21 protein-coding genes are annotated in these 24,343 nt (G+C 61.5%); 14 read left to right on the top strand and 7 right to left on the bottom strand.

Annotated elements, in window-relative coordinates:
* Positions 1-77: 77 nt before the first annotated feature.
* Together EDE09_RS19500 and EDE09_RS19495 are read right to left on the bottom strand one after the other, a co-directional pair.
* Positions 78-1,325 (bottom strand): glycosyltransferase family 4 protein, encoded by a 1,248-nt coding sequence (locus EDE09_RS19500; RefSeq protein WP_105373435.1) that lies wholly within the window; start codon positions 1,323-1,325, stop codon positions 78-80.
* A 44-nt stretch (positions 1,326-1,369) separates the two neighbouring features.
* Positions 1,370-1,942: a MarR family transcriptional regulator gene (locus tag EDE09_RS19495; RefSeq protein ID WP_105373436.1), complete on the bottom strand. Its 573-nt coding sequence runs from the start codon at positions 1,940-1,942 to the stop codon at positions 1,370-1,372.
* Between the two features lie 195 nt (positions 1,943-2,137).
* On the opposite strand from EDE09_RS19495, the gene EDE09_RS19490 reads away from it, so the two are divergent.
* The 10 genes from EDE09_RS19490 to EDE09_RS19445 all read left to right on the top strand — a co-directional run bounded on the left by EDE09_RS19490 (position 2,138) and on the right by EDE09_RS19445 (position 15,968).
* Positions 2,138-3,898 carry a type I secretion system permease/ATPase gene (locus EDE09_RS19490; protein ID WP_105373437.1) on the top strand — a complete coding sequence of 587 codons (1,761 nt, stop codon included), beginning with the start codon at positions 2,138-2,140 and terminating at the stop codon, positions 3,896-3,898.
* Positions 3,895-5,295: an HlyD family type I secretion periplasmic adaptor subunit gene (locus EDE09_RS19485; RefSeq protein ID WP_105373438.1), complete on the top strand. Its 1,401-nt coding sequence runs from the start codon at positions 3,895-3,897 to the stop codon at positions 5,293-5,295. Before EDE09_RS19490 ends, EDE09_RS19485 begins: the two co-directional genes overlap by 4 nt.
* Before the next feature lie 269 nt (positions 5,296-5,564).
* The gene (locus EDE09_RS19480; protein ID WP_105373439.1) at positions 5,565-6,224 is read left to right on the top strand and encodes a calcium-binding protein; all 660 of its coding nucleotides are present in this window, start codon (positions 5,565-5,567) and stop codon (positions 6,222-6,224) included.
* A 65-nt stretch (positions 6,225-6,289) separates the two neighbouring features.
* Entirely contained in the window at positions 6,290-8,542 is a 2,253-nt protein-coding gene (locus EDE09_RS19475) for a glycosyltransferase family 2 protein (RefSeq protein WP_105373526.1), read from the top strand.
* Positions 8,539-9,378, top strand: a complete 840-nt coding sequence (locus tag EDE09_RS19470) for a class I SAM-dependent methyltransferase (protein WP_112796668.1) — start codon at positions 8,539-8,541, stop codon at positions 9,376-9,378. Before EDE09_RS19475 ends, EDE09_RS19470 begins: the two co-directional genes overlap by 4 nt.
* On the top strand, positions 9,375-10,637 hold the full coding sequence (locus tag EDE09_RS19465) for a glycosyltransferase family 4 protein (protein WP_132412443.1): 1,263 nt from the start codon (positions 9,375-9,377) through the stop codon (positions 10,635-10,637). Before EDE09_RS19470 ends, EDE09_RS19465 begins: the two co-directional genes overlap by 4 nt.
* Positions 10,634-11,365, top strand: coding sequence for a hypothetical protein (locus tag EDE09_RS19460; RefSeq protein WP_105373442.1), 732 nt, complete (start codon positions 10,634-10,636; stop codon positions 11,363-11,365). The genes EDE09_RS19465 and EDE09_RS19460 overlap by 4 nt, the downstream gene beginning before the upstream one ends.
* Before the next feature lie 135 nt (positions 11,366-11,500).
* Positions 11,501-13,657, top strand: a complete 2,157-nt coding sequence (locus EDE09_RS19455) for a hypothetical protein (RefSeq protein WP_132412449.1) — start codon at positions 11,501-11,503, stop codon at positions 13,655-13,657.
* A complete protein-coding gene (locus EDE09_RS19450) occupies positions 13,654-14,973 on the top strand; it encodes a glycosyltransferase family 4 protein (RefSeq protein WP_132412441.1) in 1,320 nt (439 codons plus the stop codon). Before EDE09_RS19455 ends, EDE09_RS19450 begins: the two co-directional genes overlap by 4 nt.
* A gap of 107 nt (positions 14,974-15,080) precedes the next feature.
* Complete coding sequence (locus EDE09_RS19445; protein WP_132412439.1) at positions 15,081-15,968, top strand: UTP--glucose-1-phosphate uridylyltransferase; 888 nt, start codon at positions 15,081-15,083, stop codon at positions 15,966-15,968.
* A gap of 136 nt (positions 15,969-16,104) precedes the next feature.
* Here EDE09_RS19445 and EDE09_RS19440 read toward each other — a convergent pair whose 3' ends face one another.
* Positions 16,105-17,061 carry a hypothetical protein gene (locus EDE09_RS19440; RefSeq protein ID WP_112796655.1) on the bottom strand — a complete coding sequence of 319 codons (957 nt, stop codon included), beginning with the start codon at positions 17,059-17,061 and terminating at the stop codon, positions 16,105-16,107.
* A 401-nt stretch (positions 17,062-17,462) separates the two neighbouring features.
* Between EDE09_RS19440 and EDE09_RS19435 the strand changes: the two genes are divergently transcribed.
* Positions 17,463-18,149 (top strand): fumarylacetoacetate hydrolase family protein, encoded by a 687-nt coding sequence (locus tag EDE09_RS19435; protein ID WP_132412437.1) that lies wholly within the window; start codon positions 17,463-17,465, stop codon positions 18,147-18,149.
* Between the two features lie 22 nt (positions 18,150-18,171).
* Positions 18,172-18,699, top strand: coding sequence for a gamma carbonic anhydrase family protein (locus tag EDE09_RS19430; RefSeq protein ID WP_132412435.1), 528 nt, complete (start codon positions 18,172-18,174; stop codon positions 18,697-18,699).
* On the opposite strand, the gene EDE09_RS19425 is transcribed toward EDE09_RS19430, so the two are convergent.
* The 3 genes from EDE09_RS19425 to EDE09_RS19415 are packed head-to-tail and all read right to left on the bottom strand — an operon-like array spanning position 18,696 to position 20,864.
* Entirely contained in the window at positions 18,696-19,118 is a 423-nt protein-coding gene (locus EDE09_RS19425; protein WP_105373529.1) for a Fur family transcriptional regulator, read from the bottom strand. The two genes, EDE09_RS19430 and EDE09_RS19425, sit on opposite strands and share 4 nt — an antisense overlap.
* Positions 19,118-19,972, bottom strand: a complete 855-nt coding sequence (locus tag EDE09_RS19420) for a metal ABC transporter permease (protein WP_205839358.1) — start codon at positions 19,970-19,972, stop codon at positions 19,118-19,120. The genes EDE09_RS19425 and EDE09_RS19420 overlap by 1 nt, the downstream gene beginning before the upstream one ends.
* Entirely contained in the window at positions 19,935-20,864 is a 930-nt protein-coding gene (locus tag EDE09_RS19415; protein WP_112796649.1) for a metal ABC transporter ATP-binding protein, read from the bottom strand. Before EDE09_RS19415 ends, EDE09_RS19420 begins: the two co-directional genes overlap by 38 nt.
* A 97-nt stretch (positions 20,865-20,961) precedes the next feature.
* Here EDE09_RS19415 and znuA point away from each other — a divergent pair, with 97 nt between their 5' ends.
* Positions 20,962-21,954, top strand: coding sequence for a zinc ABC transporter substrate-binding protein ZnuA (znuA, locus tag EDE09_RS19410; protein WP_132412433.1), 993 nt, complete (start codon positions 20,962-20,964; stop codon positions 21,952-21,954).
* Between the two features lie 151 nt (positions 21,955-22,105).
* Entirely contained in the window at positions 22,106-22,651 is a 546-nt protein-coding gene (locus tag EDE09_RS19405) for a GNAT family N-acetyltransferase (protein ID WP_112796645.1), read from the top strand.
* Positions 22,652-22,702: 51 nt separating this feature from the next.
* On the opposite strand, the gene EDE09_RS19400 is transcribed toward EDE09_RS19405, so the two are convergent.
* Positions 22,703-24,310 carry a glycoside hydrolase family 43 protein gene (locus tag EDE09_RS19400; protein ID WP_112796643.1) on the bottom strand — a complete coding sequence of 536 codons (1,608 nt, stop codon included), beginning with the start codon at positions 24,308-24,310 and terminating at the stop codon, positions 22,703-22,705.
* Between the last annotated feature and the right edge of the window lie 33 nt (positions 24,311-24,343).

Below are 24,343 nucleotides of genomic sequence, written 5' to 3'. Positions count from 1 at the left end.
ATTGCGGTGCACAATAATAAAAATAGACGAAATCAAATAAATTAACTTCATATATACTTCAAAAATCTAATTAATTATTATGATGTTGTTGTTGATCTGGTGCGAAGTGGTTTCCCGGTTAATTTCTCAAGAAGATCTTGTTGACGACCAAGGCAATCCGCCAATCGAAAACGCCCCTCGACTGTCCGGCGCGCGGCGGCACGCATCTCGAAATGCTGTTCTGGATTTTTCAGCGCGCCAAGAATGGCCTCGGCGAGCGCGTCCGTATCGAAGAACGGCACCAATAGGCCGTTCCGGCCGGAGCGTATGACTTCCCGGACGGGCGCCGTATCCGATCCGATAACAAGGGCGCCGCACGCCATCGCCTCCAACACCGACCAGGACAAAACGAATGGATAGGTCAGATAGAGGTGCGCGGCCGAAATCTGGTAAAGCTGTCGCAGAACCGAATGCGGCACCGCGCCGGGAAAGAGGATGTTTTCCTGTGGCATGTCCAGCGATTTGAGAAGGTGATCCTTCCATGCTCCGCCCCCTGGCGGCGGCACACCATAACTGACGCCATCTCCTCCGACGAAAACGAACAGAGCATCGGGGCGTTGGCGCACAACCTTGGCGGCAGCCTCCAAAACCTGTGGAAATCCGCGATACGGCTCAAGGTCCCGTGCGACAAAGGTGACAATGGGAGGACCACCGGCGCTCAGCACGCGCCCGTCCGGAAGCGTGGCCGAAGCCGTCGGGTCGGGTCGAAACCGCACCGTATCGATCCCCTCATGACACACCGAAATGCGCGCCCGGGCGTCGGCAGGATAGAGACTTCTCTGCCAGCGGGTGGGGCTGATGCCGGCTTCGACGGCCTCAAGTGACAAGAGCTGCGCGACGTTGCGCAGCCGCAGTCTCTTGCGCGTCTCCAGATCGGGCCGATCGCCGGGAGAGAACCCGATGTCCGCCCCTTCCGATCGGTAAAAGAACTCGCAATACGCCAATGCGGGCACCCGTGGCAGCACGTCCTTCAGGAACATCATGCTTCCCCAGCCGATATGACCGACGACGATATCGGGCACCAGCCCCTGCCGCACCATGGCGTCGAGCGTTTCGGCGACGCGATGGCCGATTCGCGCATGGTGATCCGGAACACCCATGTGTCGGGCCATATGCGGATCGGCGCGGGGACCCGATTCCGTTCGATGTCGAACGACGCGAACGGAAGGGATCTTCTGATCTATGGTCTCGGTGATGAGGCTGACCTCATTGCCCGCTTGTGCGAGTTGGGCGGCCAGCGCAGCGAACTGACCGAAACCCCGTCGATGAATAAACGCCACGTGCATCGCGTCTATTCTGCCATTGCCAGGCCCACGGCATTACTCACCGCTTAGACGCCGTACCGTGAAGCGCTGCCCCAGGCCAGTTCGAGCTGGTGCAATGTCTGGAATACAGTCTCCAGCATCCGTTGGTCCTGATCGCCTCGCTTTACCGCACGCTCGTAAGTCATCGCCGCATCTCGGAGATTTGCCCTGAGCTGGCGCCCCTTCTCTGTCAATTTGATGCGTGCCGACCGCTTGTCGCGCTGGGAAGCAACGCGATCAATGTAGTCACCGTCGCCTAGCTGCTTCAGATAATAGGAGACGTTGGAGCCGACATAATGCCCACGATCCAGAAGTTCGGCGACCGACAGCTCCGAATCGCCGATTGCCAACAGGATCATTGCCTGTGCCGGCCCGATATCGTCTACCCGAAGCCTGGTAAGCTCGGCCCGGATCAGGCCCGAGAACCGTCGGCTTGCCCGCTCCATGAGGCGAGCGAGCTCGAAATACGTAACCTGTTGGAGGTCCCCGAATTCGGCATCCTGCGGATGCCTGGGGTCTGTCTGTGCCACCTGACCCATCTGAACCGTTAGTTCGCCATTCAGCTCTACGGGTAATTTAGGCACAACTTCTTCTTTCATCCCACTCTCCGTTTCAGGAAAATACTTCAAAAATTGAAGTATTATTCAAATACCCCCAACCCTCCCAATCGCCATTAGCTTGCGCGGCGCCCCCGTTATGTGCCAGATTGGCAGAAGCAATACTATCCTTCGGTTTGGCTATAACGAATACGTCCTCCAACTGATTGATCTAACGTTAACTCGAGGCAAATTGCCATGCGCGATACTGTTCAAAATGAGACAAGAAGCAAGGGGCAAATGCGGAGAGGAACAAAGCAGGACAGCCCTGGATTGCTGATCGCGCAAGCCAAGCGTGTATTCCTATCAGGGTTGCTTTATGCAGTGGCATTGAGCGTGTGCCTCAACCTATTACAACTGACGATGCCACTGTTCATGCTGCAGGTTCATGACAGGGTGCTCAACAGCCAGAGCATGGACACGCTCACGATGCTGCTGATCCTAGCCATCGGCGCCCTTGTCGTGCTGGGTGTCCTGGAATTCATCCGAGCCCTCTCGTTCCAGGCCATCGGAGGCGCGCTCGTGCGCCGGCTGAACATGCCCGTGCTTGCCGCCGCCGTTCAGGCCTCGGTCGACCAGGGTCTCTCACGCGCGACCCAATCGCTTCGCGACATCGCGGAGCTTAGAAGCTTCCTCACCTCGTCGGCGGTCACGGCTCCCCTGGACGCCGTGTGGTCCCCGATTTTCCTTGGCGCCCTTTTCATTCTGCATCCGCTTTTCGGCCTCATCGGAGCCGTCGCGGCCGCATTGCTCCTGTGCGGCGGTCTGGTCACCTACATGTTGACGCACCAGCTCACCAAGGAAGCGAACCAAACGAATGTGGAGGCCGTATCGCGAATCGGCGCTTCGCTGCGGCATGCCGAAGCCATCGAGGCGATGGGCATGCTGCCCGCCCTGGCGAATCGCTGGCGCGGCCTTCAGCTGCAGGCCCTCGACGCCTTTGAAACGAGCGGAACCAGAAGCAAGGCGATGTCGTCCATCACCCGCAGCCTGCGGTATTGCATCCAGATCATCACCCTCGCGGCCGGGGCCTATCTTGTGCTTCAGCAGGAAATTACGCCCGGCGCCATGATGGCGTCGAGCATTCTCGTCGGGCGTCTCCTGATCCCCTTCGATTCGATCATCGAGAATTGGCGGCAATGGGTGTTGGCGATCGCCGGCTGGCGCCGCATCGAGGCCCTTCTGGGCGCGGACCTCGCGGTCCGTCAGTCGATGCCCACCCCGCACTCGTCGGGCGACCTCGTGGTCGATAAACTCCTCTATGCGGCTCCCGGGCTGGAAGTGCCGATCATCAAGGGCATTTCCTTCTCCCTCTCTCCGGGCGAAGTTCTGGGCGTGATCGGTCCCTCGGCAGCCGGCAAATCGACGCTGGCGCGCCTGCTGGTCGGTATCTTGCGCCCCACATCCGGCGGCGTCTTCCTCGACGGCAACAATACCTACCTTTGGGAGCGTGGCTCGTTCGGCGAGGTAGTGGGATATCTACCGCAGTCCGTTTCGCTTCTGGAAGGCACCATTCGGGAGAACATCGGCCGGATGGCCGACAGTGATCCCTACAAGGTGCTGGAGGCGGCGCGACTGGCCGACATCCACGAAATGATCGGGCGCCTGCCGCTCGGCTATGACACGCCCGTCGGCGACGGGCATCTTACCTTGTCTGGAGGACAGCGTCAGCGTATCGCCTTGGCCCGTTGCCTCTACAACCAGCCTCGCCTCATCGTGCTCGACGAGCCGAACGCAAATCTCGACGCGATCGGCGAGCGGGCCCTTATCCGCGCGATCGAGCGCGCCCGCGAAGGCGGCGCCATCGTCATCATCATCGCCCACAGGCCGGCCATCATGCAGGTCGCCGACAAGCTGCTCGTGCTCGAGAACGGCCGCATCACCCAATTCGGACCGCGCACATCCGTTGTCACCACCACGATTCCGGGCGAAATACACCGCGAGGTAGCCGCGATATGATTGAAAAGAACCCAGTTGCGGTCCGCCCCGATCTTTCCGAACGCCGCCTCCAGCGGTATCAGCCAATGTCGCCGGATGCCGGTTCGCCGGATCTGGAAGCCGATCCGTTTGACAACCGCTCGCCGCTCCGCCGCCTCGTCGTCGCGGGGCTCGCCACCGTCCTCGTGTCCTTCGGCGGATTTTTTGCCTGGGCCTTTTCGGTCGAGCTCAGCAGCGCCACAGTCGCCAACGGCACGGTCATCGTCGATTCGAAGCGGAAGACCATCAGCCATTTCGAGGGCGGCGTGATGAGCCGGCTGCTCGTTCAGGAAGGCGATAAGGTTTCCGCAGGCCAGCCTCTGATCGAATTGGAGGATACGAGAGCCCGCTCCAGCCTGCAGTCACTCCAGATCCGACGCATCGGCCTAATCGCGAAACTGGCGCGATTGAAAGCCGAGCAGACTGACGCGCCTCAAATCAGCTTTCCGCGCGAGTTCGGCGACGCTCGGGACGCTACGATCGATGATGCCGTCAGGGCGGAGACGATATTTTTCGAAAAGCGGCGCGACACCAAAGTCGGACGTGTCGAGGTCCAGCAAAAGACCATCGAGGAGCACCTCGAACATGCAACGTCACTGGATATCCAGATCCAGGCCGCCGACCAGCAAATCGGTTTCATCAAAGAACACCGGACGGCGACGGAAATGTTGGTGAAAAAAGGCGCGATACCGCGCACGCAACTCATCGAGATCGACTCCAAGCTAAGCGAGCTTGCGAGGGAACGGGGGGAACTCGTCGGCAACCGGGCACAGGCCGAAAAAGCCGCAGCAGGCGCACAGCTCGCACTGACCGGGATCGAAAGCGACTTTCAGTCGACGATTGCTGGCGAAATCACCACGGCACGCATCGATCTCGCCGACGTCGAGGAGCAGATCACTGCTTCGAAGGACGTGCTGCGGCGCCTTGAGATCCGCTCTCCGCAGGATGGCATCATCAGCGATATCCTGTTGCGCACCCCCGGCAGCGCGGTCACGCCCGGCCAGCCGTTGCTCGAGATCGTTCCGGAAAACGAGCCGCTGCTGGTCGAGATGCGAGTCAATCCCCGCGACATCGACAGCATTGGCGTAGGCTCCCATACCCAGGTCCGGCTCACGGCCTACAATCAGCGCTCCCGCCTGCCGATGGAAGGCACGATCACCTATGTCGCCGCCGACCAGTCTGTAGATGAAAAGTCTAACAGCGCGTTTTTCGTTGCGCGCGCGAAACTCGATCCGGCATCCCTTAAGGCGAACCCCGATGTCCGCCTTTACCCGGGCATGCCCGCCGAGGTGCTGATCCTCCACGCGTCGCGGCGTGCGATCGACTACATCACCTCTCCTGTCCTCGAAAGCTTCAACAGGGCCTTCAGGGAAGACTGACCTTCCGTGGCAGCAAAACAACCGCAGCGCAAAATGATTCAAAAATTGAAGTAATAAAGAAATAAAATACCGAAATTATACTTCGTAATAACCGATACTACCGAAACAATGTACCAATAGTACTCATATTAGGAAATTTATTTCCCGAGATATGACATTTTAGTTCCAGGAAATGCTTGCCTCGTTCTTTGTTGCAGTGCAGTGTTCAGGCGCGAAATCGTCGCACCCGCGCCGAGGACGCAGAACACAAATCCGAAGAGGAGAGGCAGATGGCCACATTGGAAGGCGGAGCATACGACGATGCCCTGTTCGGCTCGCGCTTCAACGATTTCATTCGCGCCCATGCGGGCGATGATTTCGTGAGCGGCGGCAACGGGCACGACATCGTGTTCGGTGGTGAAGGTGACGACCTGCTGTTCGGCGGAAAGGGACATGATTCCCTGTTCGGCGGCGAGGGCAGCGACTTGCTGAACGGTGAAGATGGAAACGACAACCTTGTCGGCGGCTGGGGGGATGACCTTCTGTACGGCGACAAGGGCAGCGATACCCTGCTTGGCGGACATGGCAACGACCTCCTGTCCGGCGGCAAGGGCGCCGACATCCTTTATGGCGGCGATGGTGCCGACATCATCGATGGCGGCGCTGGCAACGACCTCCTGGTGGGCGGTGCCGGCCATGACGTCTTCGTCTTCGACGGCGGCGGCGGAAATGACGTCATCCTCGACTTCAACGCCGGCGAGGATCTGCTGCAGATCTCGAAGGGCATCAATGGCCTCGACGTATCTTCGCCCGAAGACCTGGCCTCCCGTGTCACGCAGGTCGGCGGCAATGTCGTCGTGGACCTCGGCCATGGGGATACACTCACATTGGTCAATGTCGACGCCGACGACATCCATGCCAATCCTGAGAACTACTTCACCGTTCACTGAATATGATTTCTGCGCGCCCTGCCTCCTCCCGCGGGGCGCGCAACTCTGATCCAGAGGGGCAGCGTGTGACGTTCGACGACTCGATAGACGCCACTGACGTTTTCAAAAGCGCAAAGATTTTCCGGCTCGGCGCTGACCTGGCCGTCCTGATCTGGGATATTCCCCCAACCCTTCCCAACACAAAATTCCTGCTCTCGATGGAGCCGTCGCCGGTACCGCTCGTCAGCATGATGCTGCCGCTCGGCGACGGAAGGCAACGCATGTTCTGGGCGATGAGACCGGAAAAGCAACCGGTGAGCGTGGGCATTTGCACGGAACACGGCAGCACAGCCGAAACCTTGGTGATGCAGCCGGCGCGGATGCTCGCGCCCCTCGATGTGGAGGCGCTGTTCGACGATCTCGCGCCGGCTGCCCGCATCAAGTTTGTCAACAACCTGCTGACCGTGTGGCGAAGCGCCTTCCGCATCGCCGGCGACCATCTTTTCCACATGGTGGTCGAAGACGCCCTTCATGCGCTCGTGCCCGAACCGCAGCCGGCCATCATCGTCTGCCAGGTTGCCCAGGGGCGCCATCTGATCGAGACGGCCATCAACCCGGATCTCGGCGACATCACGGCGATCTATGCGGTCGGCGCAGCTTCGATCACCCGCATCGCCGTAAGGCTTGTCCTCGGACGGAACGGGAAAAACGGCCTGCAGCCATGCCATTTCATCGCGGAGGCGCCCTCTCCTTCCCCTCCGCTTCTGGTCGTGCTCCTGAGCAAGAACGGCACCGCCATCCGCCAGCTTGCGGACGGCAAGCCGCGCTATCCTAGTCTTCAGAGTTGGTGGGGCAAAAATCCTGAGGCGGTAGAGCTGCGCGAAATGATCGTCCGTCAGCTCGCCGCGTTGCCGGAAAGTGGTGCCGCCACCGCGATCGACCTTCAGGTGCGTTCGCCGCTGGCGTCAAGCCGGATCGCCAAGTCATCGATGCATCCCTCCGGCGAGGTCGATCTAGCTCTGACGCTCGACGGCGGTCTGCTGGCCGGCGGCTGGTTCCATGCGCCGTCATCGGCATTCGCCGGTATAGACTACGTCAGGGAGGACGGCACGGTCGTGCCGCTCGATGGCAACAGCTATGAATTTCCGGCATGGGCTCAGGGCAAGGATGAGAAGAGCAAGACCGATGTGACCGGTTTTGTTGCCTGGGTCCCGCTGTCGGAGTCGCCGGGGCCTCTCCTGCAGCCGCGGTTTCAGATGCGCCTTGCCTCGGGAGCAATCAGGCCGCTGATACCCACGCCGCAACCTTTCGAGCCTCCGGCACAACGGAACCATCTCCTGCGCGCCGTGCCGCCACAGCATGCGGTCGACGGTGCCTTCCGCACGATCCTCGCGCCTGCCCTGCAAGACATAGAGCGGCGGCTGGGCAGGACCATCGAGGTCGCCTGCACGAAGGACTACAGTCTGCCCAGGAGCGCGCCCCTCGTCTCCATCGTCGTGCCCCTCTACAAGGTCCTCGATTTCCTGCGTTTCCAGCTGTCGGGAATGGCCACGGATCCTTGGCTCGTGGCCAATGCGGAGGTCATCTATGTACTCGACTCGCCGGAGATCCAGGATGAGACGGAGCACCTGCTGGGCGGCCTGCACCTTCTGCACGGGTTGCCGATGAAGCTGGTGACCATGAATCACAACGGCGGTTATGCGCGTGCCTGCAATGCGGGCGCACGTTTCGCACGCGGCGACATACTGGTCATGCTCAATTCGGATGTCGTTCCGAGCGCACCCGGCTGGCTTCAGGTGTTGTCGCGGGGGCTGCTGGAAAGGTGCAAACTGGGCGCCGTCGGCCCGAAACTGATCTTCGAAGACGGCTCGCTGCAGCATGCCGGCCTGTATTTCGGCCGGGACCAGCGCGGGATCTGGCTGAACCACCATTTCCACAAGGGCATGCCCGGCGACTATGCGCCGGCGCAGCATGCCCGCGAGGTTCCGGGCGTCACCGGGGCTTGCCTCGTCGCCCGCAGGGAGACCTACGAACGCGTTGGCGGCTTCACCGAGGACTATGTGATTGGCGACTACGAGGACAGCGATCTGTGCCTCAAGATCCGCCGCCTCGGGCTGCGGATAGCCTATGAGCCGGCGGCCTGCCTGTATCATTTCGAGCGCCGTTCGATCCGCCGCAGCCAGGACTACATGCGTGGCGTTGCAAGCCAGTACAATTCATGGCTGCACACGCAGCGCTGGGAAGACGACATCACCGAGCTGATGGCTGGCCAATTCGGCAAGGACAATGACCGGCCCGTCGCCAAAGGTGTAAGAATCCGGGAAAGGAACGCAGCGTGACCCAGGCAGCACTCCTGCGTTCCACGAAACCGGCCCGGCTGATCGATGAAGACCGTGTTCGCTGGTTGATCGAATCAGTTCGGGAAAATCGTTTCCTGCCGCAACCGGAATCCACCAACGTCTTCGTCGGGGACGGAGATTTCCGTGCGATAGGAGCAGAATTTCTCGGCTACTTCATCCGCATCGGCGGCCTGCGCGAAGACAGCCGCGTGCTCGACATCGGATGCGGTATCGGCCGGATGGCCGTGCCGCTCACCCAATATCTCGATCCGCAGACGAGCCGCTACGATGGCATCGACCCGGTCGAAGGCGGTATCGGCTGGTGCCAGCGGACGATCACGCCCGCCTACCCCAATTTCGCGTTCCAGCGCCTGGACATCGCGCACGAACTCTACAATCCGAACGGCAAGATCAGCGGGAAGGCCTTGAGGCTTCCGTTTCCGGATCGTCATTTCGACTTCGTCATCATGACGTCCGTGGTCACTCATCTGCCGCCCGCGGAAATCCTTGTCTACCTCGCCGAAGTCCGCAGGGTCCTGTCGCCCGGCGGCCGCCTGTTCATGACTGCCTTCGTGGTCGACCGGATCGCGGCGGCAAACGAACACGGGCGGCGCGATCCCCGCCTCGCTTTCCGCCGCTACGGCGAAAGCCCATGCTGGTTCGTGCCCAACCAGCCGCCGCTTGCCGCGGTCGGCTTCGAAGACGGCTTTCTGGACAGGGCACTCGAACGGGCGGGCCTCTCCGTCGCTCTGAAATCGCTCGGCCACTGGCGTGGCACCACCGCGGGCCACCATCAGGACTTCATCGTGGCAAAGCGCCGGGGAAATGGCCGATGAGCAAGCGTATCCTGGTGGCCGCCCACAACCATCCGTCCCTTCATCCCGGCGGGACGGAGATATTCGCTCACGACTTGTTTCGGGCCTACCAGCGCGAGGGGCACGAAGCCCTATTTCTCGGCGCCACGAACCAGATCCATCGCGAGGCCAGACCGGGCACAAGCTTTCAGAGCATCGGTTCGGCGGGAGACGAGATCCTGCTGTGGTCGGGACACTTCGATCGCTTCTTCATGAGCCAGATTGATCTCTACGGTGTCGTACCGGACGTGACGGAACTGCTGCGCGATTTCCAGCCGGACGTGGTTCACCTCCATCACCTGCTGCTGCTCGGCGCTGAGTTCCCTCATATCGTCCGCCGCACCCTGCCCGACTGCCGGATCGTCATGACGCTGCATGACTACTACCCGATCTGCCACCATGACGGCCTTATGGTGCGCACCGGCAGTAAGGAGCTTTGTTACCAGGCCAGCCCCGACCGCTGCCACGCCTGTTTCAAGGACATCCCGCTCGACCGCTTCGCGTTGCGCGAGCGCCATCTGAAGGCCCTCTTGAGCACCGTTGACCACTTCGTCTCGCCAAGCGCCTTCCTGAGGGACCGTTTCGTGCGGTGGGGACTGGAGGAAGACAGGATCAGCGTCATTCCCAACGGCATCCCCGGTAGAAATGCCGGCGCGCACAGAGAACTGCTCCAGGGCGGAAAGCCGGTCTTCGGATATTTCGGAAATCTCAATCCCTGGAAGGGGGTCACCGTTTTGCTCGACGCTGCGCGCCAGCTTCTGGCAGACGGCCTGGATTTCGAACTCCGCGTCCATGGCGGTGCGCCATTCCAGAGCGAAGCCTTCGTCGATGAGATCAACCGGCGCTTTGCCGAAACGTCAGACTCCGTGCAGTCCCGAGGACCCTACCGACGAGAGGATATCGGTGATCTCGTAGCCGCGGTCGACTGCACTATCGTTCCTTCCGTCTGGTGGGAGAACGCGCCACTCGTCATTCAGGAAGCCCAGGCTCAGGGCCGGCCGGTGATCGCCAGCAACATCGGGGGAATGGCTGAGATGGTCGAGCATGGCGTCAATGGCCTGACGGTCCCGCCCAACGATGCCCGGGCGCTCGCCGCGGCGATGCGGAGCATCGTGGAAGAGCCGGACCTGCTGCGCCGGTTCTCCGAAAATGCGCGCAGGCCCGACGACATCGACACGACCGCGCGCCGCTATCTCAAGTGGATGGAGACGGCACAGGTTCAGGCATGGGAGAGCGTATGACCAGTCCCGCAGAACGGCCGGATGTCGCATCCGAGCAGGACAACGCCAAGCCGATGAACGGTAGGGTGGATGCCGTCGACATGGGCAAGATCTTCGGCTGGGCCTTTGACCCGATGGCGCCGGATCAACGGTTGACCATTCGCGTCCTCCTCGACGGCAAGGTGATTGCCGAGGCCATCGCTGACCGCAATCGCCCCGACTTGCGGCGCAACGGTATCGGCGACGGCAAACACGCGTTCGAAATCGCCCTGCCGGATCCCGTTCAGTCCCGGGCGAGCGACATCGTCGTCGTGGCGCGAAATGGAAGCGGTTCCGAACAGGCCCTGCGCGTTCCCCAGCCAAACGAGCAGGCGGCTGAGGCTCTGATAGCCGCACCGCTGGCGAAAGTGCTCGACAAACTCGATCTCCTGATGGCGGCACAGCGGCAGTTGCAGGTCTCGCAGCGCTCACTGCAGCGCGCACCCGAAATCGATGCCGAGAAGACCGAGACCGCCGGCCTGACCGATGTCAACAACGCCATCGAAAGCCTCAAGGTGGATATCGGCCAAAGACTGAACGATCTCGATGTCCACCTGATGCGGCTGGATGGGGTCGTCGCGGGGATGGAAAAGAACCTGACGGCATTGCGCAAGCGCGCCAATGGCGAACTGAAGCCCCTGCTGCTGCTGCTGTTCGTTCTCGTGGGATTTGCCGCTGGCGCCAGCCTTGTGCTGGCCGCCAGAATCTGACCGAGGGAGGATAACGGCGTGCTCGATACGGAACAATCGCCCGCGGCGACCACCAACTCTCCGGTCGCGAGTCCCCCAACCGTCAATCCCCAAACCCCCAATCCCACGCCCGCCAGATATGGAGCCGGCAGGGCAATGCGCTCCGGAAGGGTTATCGGTTGCCGCGTCGACGAAACGACCTTGCTGATCATTGGCCTCGGCCACGTCACGGCTCGTGATGTGGTGCTGGGTATCGGTGAAGATCAGGCCGTCACGCGAAGCTCTTTCGTCACGGAATGGCGGCTGGCCGCGTCCTCGCCGCGAGTCAGGCACGGGTTTGCGGCGCTCCTGACGGCTGGCGACATGGACTTGGCCATGACCACGATCCGGTTCGGAGAAGAGGAGACGGCGACACGCTACATCTTCTCGCCGCGCCTCGCCCCTGCCGAGGAAGCGGCCGCGCTTGTCGTGGAGTCCGCAGGCTCTCAGTCCGTCGCCGTCCTCAACCGGCTCCTGGACGCGCTGATGGCTGGAGATGTCGATCGCCGCAGACTTCAAACAGTGACGGCGCTTTTGCGAGCCGCCCACGCCAGCGACGGTTTCATCGAGCTGATCGGCGAGAGCCATGATGGTGCGACGTTCCTGCAGGGCTGGAGCCGCGGCATGGCTCCAGGACATTGCCGGATGTCCGTGGTCGGCAACGTCACGCCGGTGGTCGCGGAATGCGGCATCGCCACCTTTCCCCGCCCGGACGCTCCCGATGGCGGGACCGGCTTCGTCTGCCTTGTCCGTGCCGACCAGGCGGGCCCCTCACCCGAGATCGAAGGCCTCGTCTTTCGAGGACGCGCCGGCTGGAGGTATGCCGCCGTCCATTCCCGCAAGCGCATTGCAGGACCGCTGGAAACACCCGAACACATCCGCTCCATTCTGCTGCGGACTCACGGCGCGCCAGACCTGCTCCTGTCCCTGCGGGCAGCCGCCAACAGCTTCGAGGGCAAGGAGACCGTTTCCGGCCTGCCCTATCCCGTCCGAATGGGAATAGACAGCGCATTCGAAGCCGATGGAGGAAATCTCCTCGTCACCGGCTGGCTTTACGACCCCGACACTCATATCGCAACGGTCAGACTGCGCCGCCACAATGCCGCGGTCCGCCTCGACGAACGCTGGACGCGTTTCGACCGCCCCGACGTTACCGACAGCTTCAAGGACCAGCAGGACTTCGCGCCGGGCCTGCTGAGCGAACAACTCCCCCATGGATTCATAACCCATGCGCAACTGCCGAGTGAAGATGCGGGTGCGCCGCTCTATTTCGAACTGACGCTGCACGATACGCGCCGCGCGTTTCTGCCGGTGAAGCTCACGCGAGCTTCGGCGCGCCAGGCGGCATTGCGCCAGATCGGCTCCATCGACCCCGCAACCCCCGCGCTGCCGGCGATCGTCGATACGCAGATCGTCCCGTTCCTCAGACAATCCAGAGGATCGACACCGGTCATCGAGACGGTCCTGGATGCCGGCTCCTTCGACGAGGAGGCGAGCCCGCCGATCGTCATCGGGGCCGGGGAAAGCGATGAGGAGATCTTCCCGCTGCTCGCCCTGCTCGCGCTCGATCCGGAAACCCGGCGTGCGCCGATCGTCATCGCCATGCCGGCGGAGCGCTTTCGCAGGCAGAGTGCCCGCCTCAGGGAACTTGCGCGCTTCTATGGTCTCTCGGCCAGGCTGGTGTCGGCAAAGGGAACAGGCGACGTCTACGAAATGCTGGAAGCCGGCACGCAGGCCCTTTCCTGTGAAACCGTCGTCTCGCTTTCCGCCTCACTGATCCCACGCGAGGCGGGATGGTATGGCAAGCTGCTGGCCACCGCCGCGACGCTCAGGGGAAGCATCCTCTCGCCCGTCCTGGCCTACGAGGATTATTCCATCCGCTGGGCGGGATACTGGATCGATGACGGCAACAGCGATGAGCCGGTCGTGGGCCGCTATGCCGGCTACCCGCTCAAGGCCGTTACCGACATGAAGCCGACCCGGATTGCGGCCGCTTCGCTCGAGTGCTGCGCCATGCCGCGCGAAGCCCTGTCGCACGCGGGCGGCCTATCCGGCGGCTATCTGGGCGCGCAGGAAAAGGGACTCGATCTCGGCCTCCGCCTCAGCCGCTCCGGGTTTGACGCCTACCTGCTGCCATCTGTGCAGATGTGGGGCAGCGACGACGCGCGCCATGGTATCAGCGCAACTATGTCGGCGTGTGTGGAAGAGATCGATCGAAAGATCTTCAGGAGCCAGTGGTCGCCCATCCTCACCGCCGAAAAGAGGTCGGCATGAACGAACAGCTTCGCGTCCTTGTTGTTTCGCATGGGCACCCGACTGTCTCGCTCGGCGGGGCGGAAATCGCCTCCCATAACCTGCATCGCGGCCTGAATGCATTACCGAACGTGCAATCGGTTTATCTCGCCCGCGTTGGCCATCCGATGCCGCGTCATGCGGCATCGGCGCTGATGAGCCTGCGCCTTGCCGAGGATGAGCTCCTGTTCCACGCGGACGACTACGACCACTTCTTCCTGTCCAACGGCGATACCCAGTCGATCACCCGCGACCTCCTGCGTTTCGCGCGCGATCTCAGGCCTCATGTCGTGCATTTTCATCACGTGCTGGGCATCGGTCTCGAAGCCCTCTATGCCCTGAGAGAGGCGTTTCCGCACGCAGCCATCGTGGTGACGTTCCACGAATACCTGTCCATCTGCCACAATCACGGACAGATGGTGAAACGGCCCTCCGGCCAGCTCTGCGAAACGGCGTCCCCCGTCGCCTGCCACGGTTGCTTTCCCGACATTCCCGTCTCTCGCTTCCTGAAACGGGAAGTGTTTGCGCGCGGGATGCTCGGCCTTGCCGACGCTTTCATCTCACCCAGCCGGTTCCTGGTGGAGCGCTATGCCACATGGGGCATCGAAAAGGACAAGTTCACCGTCATCGAAAACGGCATCGCCGCGGAAACATCCGCACCCGCGCGGGAGATGCAGGGTCCGAACCCGCGCCGCAACCGCTTCGCCTATTTCGGCCAGATGACCCCCTTCAAGGGCGCCGACGTCCTGGTCGATGCCGTTACCCGCATTCCCAAGGAAATATGGGGGGAGGATTCCTGCCTGATGATCTTCGGCGCCAATCTCGAACGGCAGCCGATCGAATTCCAGGAGCGGATGAAAAAGCTGATCGCGGATGCCGGCCACCGCGTCCGCTTCTACGGCGCCTATCAGAACGCGGACGTGCCGCGGCTGATGCGTTCGGTCGACTGGGTGGTCCTGCCGTCAGTCTGGTGGGAGAATTCGCCCGTCGTGATCCAGGAGGCCCTACTTCATCGTCGGCCGATGATCTGCTCCGACATCGGCGGGATGGCCGAGAAGGTGCGGGACGGAAAAGATGGCCTCCACTTCCGCGCCGGCAGCAGCCAGGACCTTGCGGACCGTATCGTCGAGGTCCTGGGCGACAACCGGACCTGGGAGCGGCTGCGCGGCTCTATGCGGCGGCCCTCCGACCACCTCGCCTGCGCGAGCGACCACGTCAAGCTCTATCGCGCGCTGCTGCGGCGGAAGCTCGATGCTGCAATGACCGAGAGCCCCGCGCTTCTCTCGCACGCGCTTTGACGGTTCTCGTCTCGGGACCGTTGGAAAGGCGTTGATCGCCGGAAGAGCGATCGACCGAACCCTTAAGCATTCGTTCGCAAGCTCGCATGAAATGGAGACTTCCCCACATGCACATGAAAGTCCGCAAGGCCATCATTCCCGCCGCCGGTTTTGGAACGAGGATGCTGCCGGCAACCAAGAGCGTTCCCAAGGAACTGCTCCCCGTCGTCGACCGGCCAATCCTCGATTACATCGTCGCGGAAGCCTTCGCGTCGGGGATAGAGCATATCGTCATCGTCACCGGTCGCATGAAAGGTGCGATCGAGGACTATTTCGACCACGCCTTCGAAATCGACGCCTGCCTGCGCAGCGCCGGCAAGCACGGTCTGGCCGACCGGATGACCCAGGGCACGCCGGACACCGGGAGCATTTCCTTCGTCCGTCAGCAGCAGGCGCGCGGCCTGGGACACGCTGTATGGACGGCCCGCCAGATCGTCGGCGACGAACCCTTTGCCGTCCTGCTCCCCGACATGCTAATGGTCGACGACGAACCGTGCCTCAAGTCCATGATGCATCTCCATGACCGTCACGGCGGCAACATCGTCGCAGTGGAAAGATGCGCGCCCGAGGAGACCCACAAATTCGGGATCGTGTCGCTTAAGTCCACGGCTGAAGGCCCGCTTGTGACCGGTCTCGTGGAAAAGCCGGCGCCCGGTAAGGCGCCGAGCAACCTCTTCATCTCAGGACGTTACATCCTGCAGCCGGAAATCTTCGATCTGCTGGAGAACCAGACGCCGGGCGCCGGTGGCGAGATCCAGCTGACCGACGCCATGATCGCCCTGATGGGAACACAGACGATCAGGCCGTTCGAGTTCTGCGGCCGCACCTTCGATTGCGGTTCGCCCGCCGGCTTCGTCAGCGCCAACCTGCATATGGCCATTGCCCGCGCTGATCTCGCCGATCATGTCAGTATGGAAATCGAGGCCCTGACCTCGGCGCGCAGGGCTGTCGCCTGAAAAACGCGTTCGGAGAGGCCGCGGGTTTCAACCCGTGGCCCGCTCGGCTATTCCGTTTCGCTAGCCTTCTCGGACCGGCCCCTTGTAGGAAGTTGCGTCAGCTGGCAGATCAGGCGCCGAACGGACCTGGCTGATCTTACGACTGTACCGCACTCCGCGACCCGAGGCCGCGTGCGATACGGCCGTCCAGCTCCTCGATCCGCCGGGCAAAGCCGGCATTTCCCGGTTGGTATGTCATCGCGTCCACAAGCATGGTCCGCGCCGTCGCGAGCTCCCCGTCACGAATGTGGCGATTGGCCCGATGATAGAGGAAATTCGCTCGCTCGACCGGAGAGAAGGCCGCGCCGAAATGTTCATGAAACCGGTCGGCCCAGGCGCCATGCCGGGCGATCGCAGCAACGGCGATCTGATAGGGTCGCATCGGCGCCGTAACCCGGGCGGCACGGGCGAGCGCGCGGAGACTTTGAATATCGTCTTTCCTGCAGGCTTCTATCAGTGACAAGGCGCGTGCCGTTCCGGCGAACGCCCGGACTGTTCCATGGCCAGTCATATGCACTGGCACGAGGCGCACGGCGTCCTGCATCCTGCTGATCCGGACCGCATGCTGGTGATCCACCGCATGGAACGGATCGAAGAAGAGATAGGCCCGGCCAGCCGCGTGATCGGACGCGATCCTCATGTTGGCGTGAAGTTCGGGTGAGAAATGTCGCGCAAACCTGCCATCGAAAGGCACGGCTTTCGGGTCGATCGATATCTGGGGACAGAAGGCGATCGCAACGTCGGCGTTGAAGCGCCTCCTATACCGCAAGGCCGCGTAACCGCCCTGGGAATGCCCGTAGAGGATCCGCTCCGGTGCGGCGCGAAGGATGGGCGCGACCACCTCGACAGCCTTGACGACACTCGCCGCCGGGAACCAGTTCGGTCGTCGACTGATGAAGCCGAGGGCCGAGATATCAACCTTCTCGCAGAACCGCTGCCCCCAAAAGCGGCTGCCGTTCGCCTCCATTTCCATCTCGTTAAAGGTTACGAGAAGATAGGGAGATGATCCCGGACGATGTATCACCTCCAAATTTTCATCTGAAAATACGAGCATCCGGCTCCCCAGCAGTAATTATCGTAAAATATACTTCAATATTTGAAATATACTATTCGTCATCAAAATATGCGTAAAAACATGCTCAAAATCAACTACGGATTTATACTCCCGGCTTGCTGCGGCAGGACATGAAGTCCACGATGTGCCACGCACGGGCAAGTTTCTGCATATTTTTGGGCAAGAGGAATGCGCATCGAGCGGATAAGTGCGCGACAGCTCGTTCATGAGAGGCTTGCAGATATATTTCGTTCCCGAGATCGATCCTTCTGTCGGCGGCTTCCATACAGCTGCAAATTTTTCGCAAGTTTTTGCTGCCCTTCCAAAAAGGGCTAGGATTGTCTGGTGAATCGAGAGACAAAGACGGGCCTTGTCTTATGCCACTGCTTCAGGATGTCCGCATGCGCGCTACCGTAATCCCCGCCCCCCAACCCGTGCTTCTCGACGTCGATGGGATGACGGAACAGTTTCCGGTGCGCCGGGTCTATTGCGTCGGCCGCAACTATGCCGACCATGCGATCGAAATGGGTCACGATCCATCCCGCGAACCGCCCTTCTTCTTTCAGAAGAACGCCGACAACCTCTACAACGGCGACACCTTTCCCTATCCATCGGCGTCGTCCAATGTCCACTACGAGGTCGAACTGGTGATGGCCCTCGCCGAAGGCGGCGCGGGGATAGCGGTCGAGGATGCCCTTTCCAAGGTCTACGGTTACGCCGTCGGCGTGGATTTTACCCGCCGCGACCTGCAGGACAAGGCTAAGAAGATGAGCCGCCCCTGGGAGGCCGCCAAGGCCTTCGAGAAGTCCGGCCCCCTATCCGCCATCGTGCCGGCCGCCCGTATAGGCCATCCCAAGACAGGCGCCGTGTGGCTTGACGTCAATGGCACCCGCCGGCAGTCGGGAGACCTCAATCAGATGATCTGGTCGCCAGCCGAAATCATCGCCGAACTCTCAAGTTATTTCACCTTGGCGCCCGGCGACGTCATCATGACCGGAACGCCGGCGGGTGTCGGCGCGGTGGTCAAGGGCGACAACGTCACCTGCGGCATCGACGGCGTCGGTCGGTTGTCGCTGTCGGTTGCCTGATCAAACCCCGGGGAGAAAAACCATGCCGCTCTACGCCCTTGGAGAATTCCAGCCGAAAACCCCTGCCCCAGATCGCTTCTGGATTGCCCCGGATGCGACCGTGATAGGCAAGGTGGAGCTTGGCGAGGACGTCGGCATCTGGTTCGGCTCGGTGCTGCGCGGCGACAACGAGCCGATCGTCGTCGGCGCAGGATCGAACATCCAGGAAGGCGTGATGATCCACACCGATCCGCGTTATCCGGTGAAGATCGGTGAAGGCTGTACCATCGGCCACCACGCGATCATCCACGGCTGCGTCATCGGCGACAACTCGCTGGTCGGCATGGGGGCGACGATCCTGAACGGTGCGAAGATCGGCAGGAACTGCCTGATCGGCGCCAACGCCCTCATCACCGAAGGCAAGGAATTTCCCGACAACTCCCTCATCGTCGGCTCACCGGCAAAAGTCATCCGCACCCTGGACGACGAGGCAGTCGAGAAGTTGAGGCAGTCCGCCCTGCGCTATATCGAGAACTGGAAGCGCTTCGCCCGCGACCTGCGGCAGCTCTAGGCAGCGCAGGCGCTGCACAGCCCGCGGATCTCAATCGTCGTCTTGGCAGGCTTAAAGCCCTTGCGTTTCGCCCAATCGCTCAGGCGATGGTCCACCTCGTGGTCGTGGAACTCCGAGACATGGCCGCAGCTTTCGCAGATCGCGAAGGCGACCGAGCCGTGGCCATGACCATGCCCGCAGCATTCGCTTTCCGGATGGGCGCAGGCGACGAAGGCATTGAGGCTTTCCAGCCGATGCACCATGCCGAATTCCAGAAGCTTGTCGAGCGCTCGATAGACCTGCAGCGGCGCCCGAAAACCGTGGTCACGCAGCTTGTCGAGGATCGTGTAGGCGCTCATCGGCGCGTCGGTGCGGTTGAGTACGTCGAAGACGAGCGACTGGTTCTTGGTCAATACCGGGGCGGATACTGGTGCGTTCATCATCGCACTCCTTGGTTGCCGGCCTTCTCGGCCGTATTTTTCCCCAGGGCCGGGAAAAGGCTTAGAACGAAAAGTAGGAGCGCTGCGACCACGATTGAAGGCCCCGATGGCGTGTCGTAGTGCAGCGAGCCGAACAATCCGCCGATCACGGCGAAGGCGCCGATCAGCGAAGCCAGCACCGCCATCACCTCCGGACTGGACGAAAACCGTCGTGCGGTCGCCGCTGGAATGATCAGGAGCGAGGTGATCAGCATGATGCCGACGATCTTCATGGCGATCGCGATGACCAGCGCCATCAGCAGCATGAAGAAAAGCCGCGCCCGCGCCGGTTTCATGCCTTCGGCCTCCGCCACGTCCTCGCTGACCGTCGACGCGATCAGCGGACGCCATAGAAAGGCAAGCGCTGTGAGCACCACCGCGCCGCCGCCCCAGATGAGCCCGATGTCGCCTGGTGTGACCGCCAGGATATCGCCGAACAGGAAGGCGATGAGATCGATCCGCACCCAGGTCATGAAGGCGACGAGCACCAGACCGATCGCGAGGGCGGAATGGGAAAGGATGCCGAGCAGCGCATCGGCCGAAAGCGATTGGCGCCGCTGCAGCATCAGAAGGAGCAGGGAAACCGCGACCGCAACCCCGAAAACCGTGACCAGCAGGTTGATCCCGAAGAAAAGCGACAGCGCGACACCCAGCAATGCCGAATGCGCCATGGTGTCGCCGAAATAGGCCATCCGCCGCCAGACGACGAAACAGCCGAGCGGTCCGGCGGTCAATGCCACACCGACGCCTGCCAGCAGTGCGCGGGTGAAGAAATCGTCAAGCACGATCGCTCCTCCCGTCTGCGGTGGGCGCATGGTGGGCGTGATCATGTCCGACATGGCCATGTTGATGGTGATCATGGCTATGATCGTGATGGTGGTCGTGAGCGTCGTGGTGGTGTCCGTCGTCCGGATGGCAGTGATCGGTGATCGAGCCGTCCCCGTGCATGACGCGACCATCCGGCAGGTGGGTGTGGTCGTGATGATGGCTGTAGACCGCCAGCGAGCGGGAGTGACCACCGAAGAGCTTCAGATAGTCGGCGCTCTGGCTGACGACCTCCGGCGTCCCGCGGCAGCAGACATGGCCGTTCAGGCAGATCACTGTATCCGTACCGGCCATGACCATGTGCAGGTCGTGCGAGATCATCAGGATACCGCAGCCGGTCGAATTGCGGATCTCGCGGATCAGTTCGTAAAGGGCGCTCTCACCCGCGAAATCGACGCCCTGCACAGGCTCGTCCAATACCATGAGATCCGGCTTCCGGGCGATCGCACGGGCAAGCAAAGCCCGCTGGAATTCGCCTCCCGAGAGATGACGGACCTCGGCATCGACCAGATGCGGAATGCCGGTCGCCTTCAGCGCGGCAGCCAATTCGATATCGGGAAGCGGCCCGGTCAGCCGCATCAGGCGGCGTACCGAAAGCGGCATGGTCCAGTCGATCGCCAGTTTCTGCGGCACATAACCGATCCGCAGGCCCTGCCTCCGGTCAACGGCACCTTCGTTGGGCCGCAGCACGCCGATCGCCAGCTTTGCCGTGGTCGACTTGCCGGCCCCATTTGGGCCTATCAGCGTCACCACCTCGCCGCGGCGGATCGAGAAGTCGATGCCGCGGACAAGCCAGCGGCCGTCGCGTAGAAGCCCGGCATTCGTCAGCGATACCAGCCGGTTCTCGGATTGGGCGCCCAGGGCCCGATCGGTCATCAGCATGTTTTTCCAAAAATCCTGTTGTCAGCCCTCATGGCACACGTTATAGCATAACGCAATTGATGTAATAACATTACACATCAAAACAAGGAAGCATGTCATGAAATTTGCCGCCGCCCTTCTTTTGTCTTCCGCCGCCCTGGTGAACGCACCGAGCGTCTTCGCCGCGCCGGATGTCGTGGTTTCCATCAAGCCGATCCACTCTCTCGTGGCGTCCATCATGAAAGGTGTCGGCGAACCGAAGCTCATCGTGGAGGGTGCGACCTCCCCGCATACCTTTACCATGAAGCCGTCCAATGCGCGGACGCTGGAGAATGCCGACCTGGTGTTCTGGGTTGGTCACGGCATGGAGGCATTCATGGAAAAGCCCCTCGAGGCTCTGGCGTCGAAGGCTAAGGTCGCAACGCTGGAAGACGCACCGGGACTGGAGAAGCTGCCGTTCCGCGAGGGCGGCGCGTTCGAGGCCCATGACGACGGAGACGAGGTTGAGGAACGCGGGCATGCAGGCGAAGATCACGCAGATCACGACGCCGAACACCATGCGGAAGGTCACGAGGATCATGACCATGAAGGATACGACACTCACTTGTGGCTCGACCCGATGAACGCCAAGGCGATCGCCGCCGAAATCGCCAAGGTGCTGGTTTCTGCCGACCCGGCCAATGCCGCGACCTATCAGGCCAACGGTGCCGCCTTGATGAAGGACCTGGACGCGCTGGACGCGGAACTGAAAACGGCGCTTGCACCCGTGAAGGACAAGCCCTTCGTCGTTTTCCATGATGCCTATCAGTATTTCGAACATCGTTACGGCGTGGCCGTCGCGGGTTCCATCACGGTAAGCCCCGAAACGATCCCGGGTGCGGAGCGCATCGGCGAGATCCACAAGAAAGTCACCGAACTCGGCGCGACCTGCGTCTTCGCCGAACCGCAGTTTGAACCGAAACTCGTGGCAGTGGTGACGGAAGGAACACCTGCCCGCTCCGGCACGCTGGATCCGGAAGCCGCGACACTGAAGGAAGGGCCGAACCTCTATTTCGAGTTGATGCGTGGGCTCGCGAGTTCCATGAAGAACTGCTTGTCACAGGGAACGTGACGGCTGTAACCACCAAGATCGCCGGACAACTTCGGCGATCACGCCAGGCCTGCGGACGCTTGAAGGCAGCATTCGCGGGCCTACGTTCTACGGGCACCAATGTGATTGCACGCTTGGAATTCCAAACGAGAGGAATCTGAGGAAAAATGCGATGCCCGAAAACGTAAAGCGTGCTCCGGCAATCGTTCGAAAGGCGTCCGCTGCTGATGTAGACTCCTTGGCCATTATAGGACCCGCAGCCTATGCCGCTAGTTACAGCTATCTGTGGGATAACGGCGCCGAGTTTGCCGGACATCTTGCCACTTTCGGCAACCGGGCCTTTGAGAAATTTCTGGAACGGACAGATACGCAACTTTGGGTGGCCGAAATAGACGGGTCCATCGTTGGATTTTTGTCGATGATCATCGGTTCCCAGAACCCAATCACCCGGGAAATCAATGGTGCCGAAATTCCAAGAATTTACCTCCTGCCCCAGGCCCAAGGTTCCGGATTGGGCAAACAACTCCATGAAGTCGCCGCCGCCGAGGCTCGTGCGAGGGAACTCAGCCACATTTGGCTAGATGTCATGGCATCCGCAGACCGCGCGAAGGCCGCTTATCTGAAATGGGGATTCTCTGTGCTGGGACCCAGAATGTTCAGCAAATCGGTCAAAGCAGGCTATGGGGATATGGTCGTGCTGATCAAATATCTGCTCTAGCGTAAACCTGCAGTCCGCCACCGCAGCTCTCCCCCGATCGGTACGCCGATCCTAAAGCACCTGGTAGACGACATAATCGAAATCGGCACTCTTTGCCCGCCCGGATGTGTCGAAGGCGAAAACGCCGGCGAATGCGCCAGTAAAAGAGCCGTGTTCGCCCCGGCCGCCTTCATCCGAAATAACCCCCGCATCCAGCACGGGACCGAGCGCCCGCCATTCTGCCGAGCCGGCGCTGTGCCAGAAGAACTGCAGTTCGTTGTCGCGGACTTCCATGGCGAGGTGGATTGGGCCCTCTGGCACGGAAACACCGCTTTCCACCGGAAAGGTCATCCGGCTGTTCGGATAGTCGCCGGGGCAGGAGAAGATCGTTACGACACGGCCAAGCTTCTCGTGGAGCGTCACGACGATCGCGTGAAACTTGTGGCGATTGTAATAATGCGTCAGGCCCGCAACCTGCTGATAGGTCTCGGCTGCGAAATCCACCGCCGTCTCCGCTCGGAACGAATGATGCTCCTGTCGGCGCGCGACGAGCGACTGTTCGAACCAGGAACCGATGCTTTCGCGACCGAAAAGCCGCAGATGGCCCGGCCGCTCGGTCAGGCTGAAAAGCCGTTCCGGGTAAGGCGTTCGCAGCCACTGGAATTCGGAAGGCAGCTTGGGGTCATCGAAGTCCCGTCTGATCCTGACAGGCCTCTCCTCGGCCACGGCCCCTGTCGGAGCCGGCACCTCGACGTCCGGGACCACGCCCCCCTGGGCCAAATAAAGCCAGTCATCCTCCCAGATGCACTTCTGCAGCGCCGTTTCGCGGCCAAGGGTGCAGCGCCGCTGCGGCGGAAGCGGACGGCCGCAGAGATGGGTGTGATAGGCCTCACCATCCGGCGTTTCCACATACTGCCCATGCCCTGCCCGCTGAAGAGCAGCTTTCGGATGATCCTTCGACGTGATCAGATGGGTCTGCGGATGCATCTCATAGGGACCGTCGATCGTGCGCGAGCGGGCCATGGTCACGGCGTGGCTATAGCCCGTGCCACCCTCGGCGGTCGTCAGATAGTACCAGCCGTTACGCTTGAAGAGATGTGGGCCTTCAACCAGGCCAAGCGGACTGCCGGCGAAGATGTTCCTGATCGGCCCCTTTAGCGCCTTCGTCCCCGGGTCCCATTCCTGCAGCAGGATGCCATCGAAGGCCGGGTGCTTCGGCGCGCCGCCATAGCTCTCGGTCCGGTGGTTCCATTGCATGTTGAGGAACCACTTGCGCCCGTCGTCGTCATGGAAGAGCGACGGATCGAAACCCGACGAATTGACATAGACCGGATCGGACCATTCACCCTCGATGGTCGGCGAGCTCACGATGTAATTGTGTGCATCCTTGAAGTTGCCGTCGAGCCGCTTGACGTCCGTGTAGACCAGCCAGAACAAACCGTCGGCATAGGAAAGACATGGCGCCCAGATGCCGCAACTGTCCGGATTGCCGCGCATGTCGAGCTGGCTCGCGCGCTCAAGCGGCCGGCGTACCAGCGTCCAGTTCGCCAGATCCCGCGAGTGATGGATCTGCACGCCCGGATACCACTCGAATGTCGAGGTCGCGATGTAATAATCCTCCCCGACACGGCAGATGGACGGATCGGGATTAAAGCCCGGCAGGATCGGATTGCGGATCATGTCTTTTTCCAACGACACAGGGGGATAAGCCCG

Source organism: Neorhizobium sp. S3-V5DH (genome assembly GCF_004343065.1).
Classification (GTDB): domain Bacteria; phylum Pseudomonadota; class Alphaproteobacteria; order Rhizobiales; family Rhizobiaceae; genus Neorhizobium; species Neorhizobium huautlense.
The sequence above is the reverse complement of the archived record's forward strand: the minus strand, read 5'-3'. Positions and strand labels throughout refer to the sequence as shown.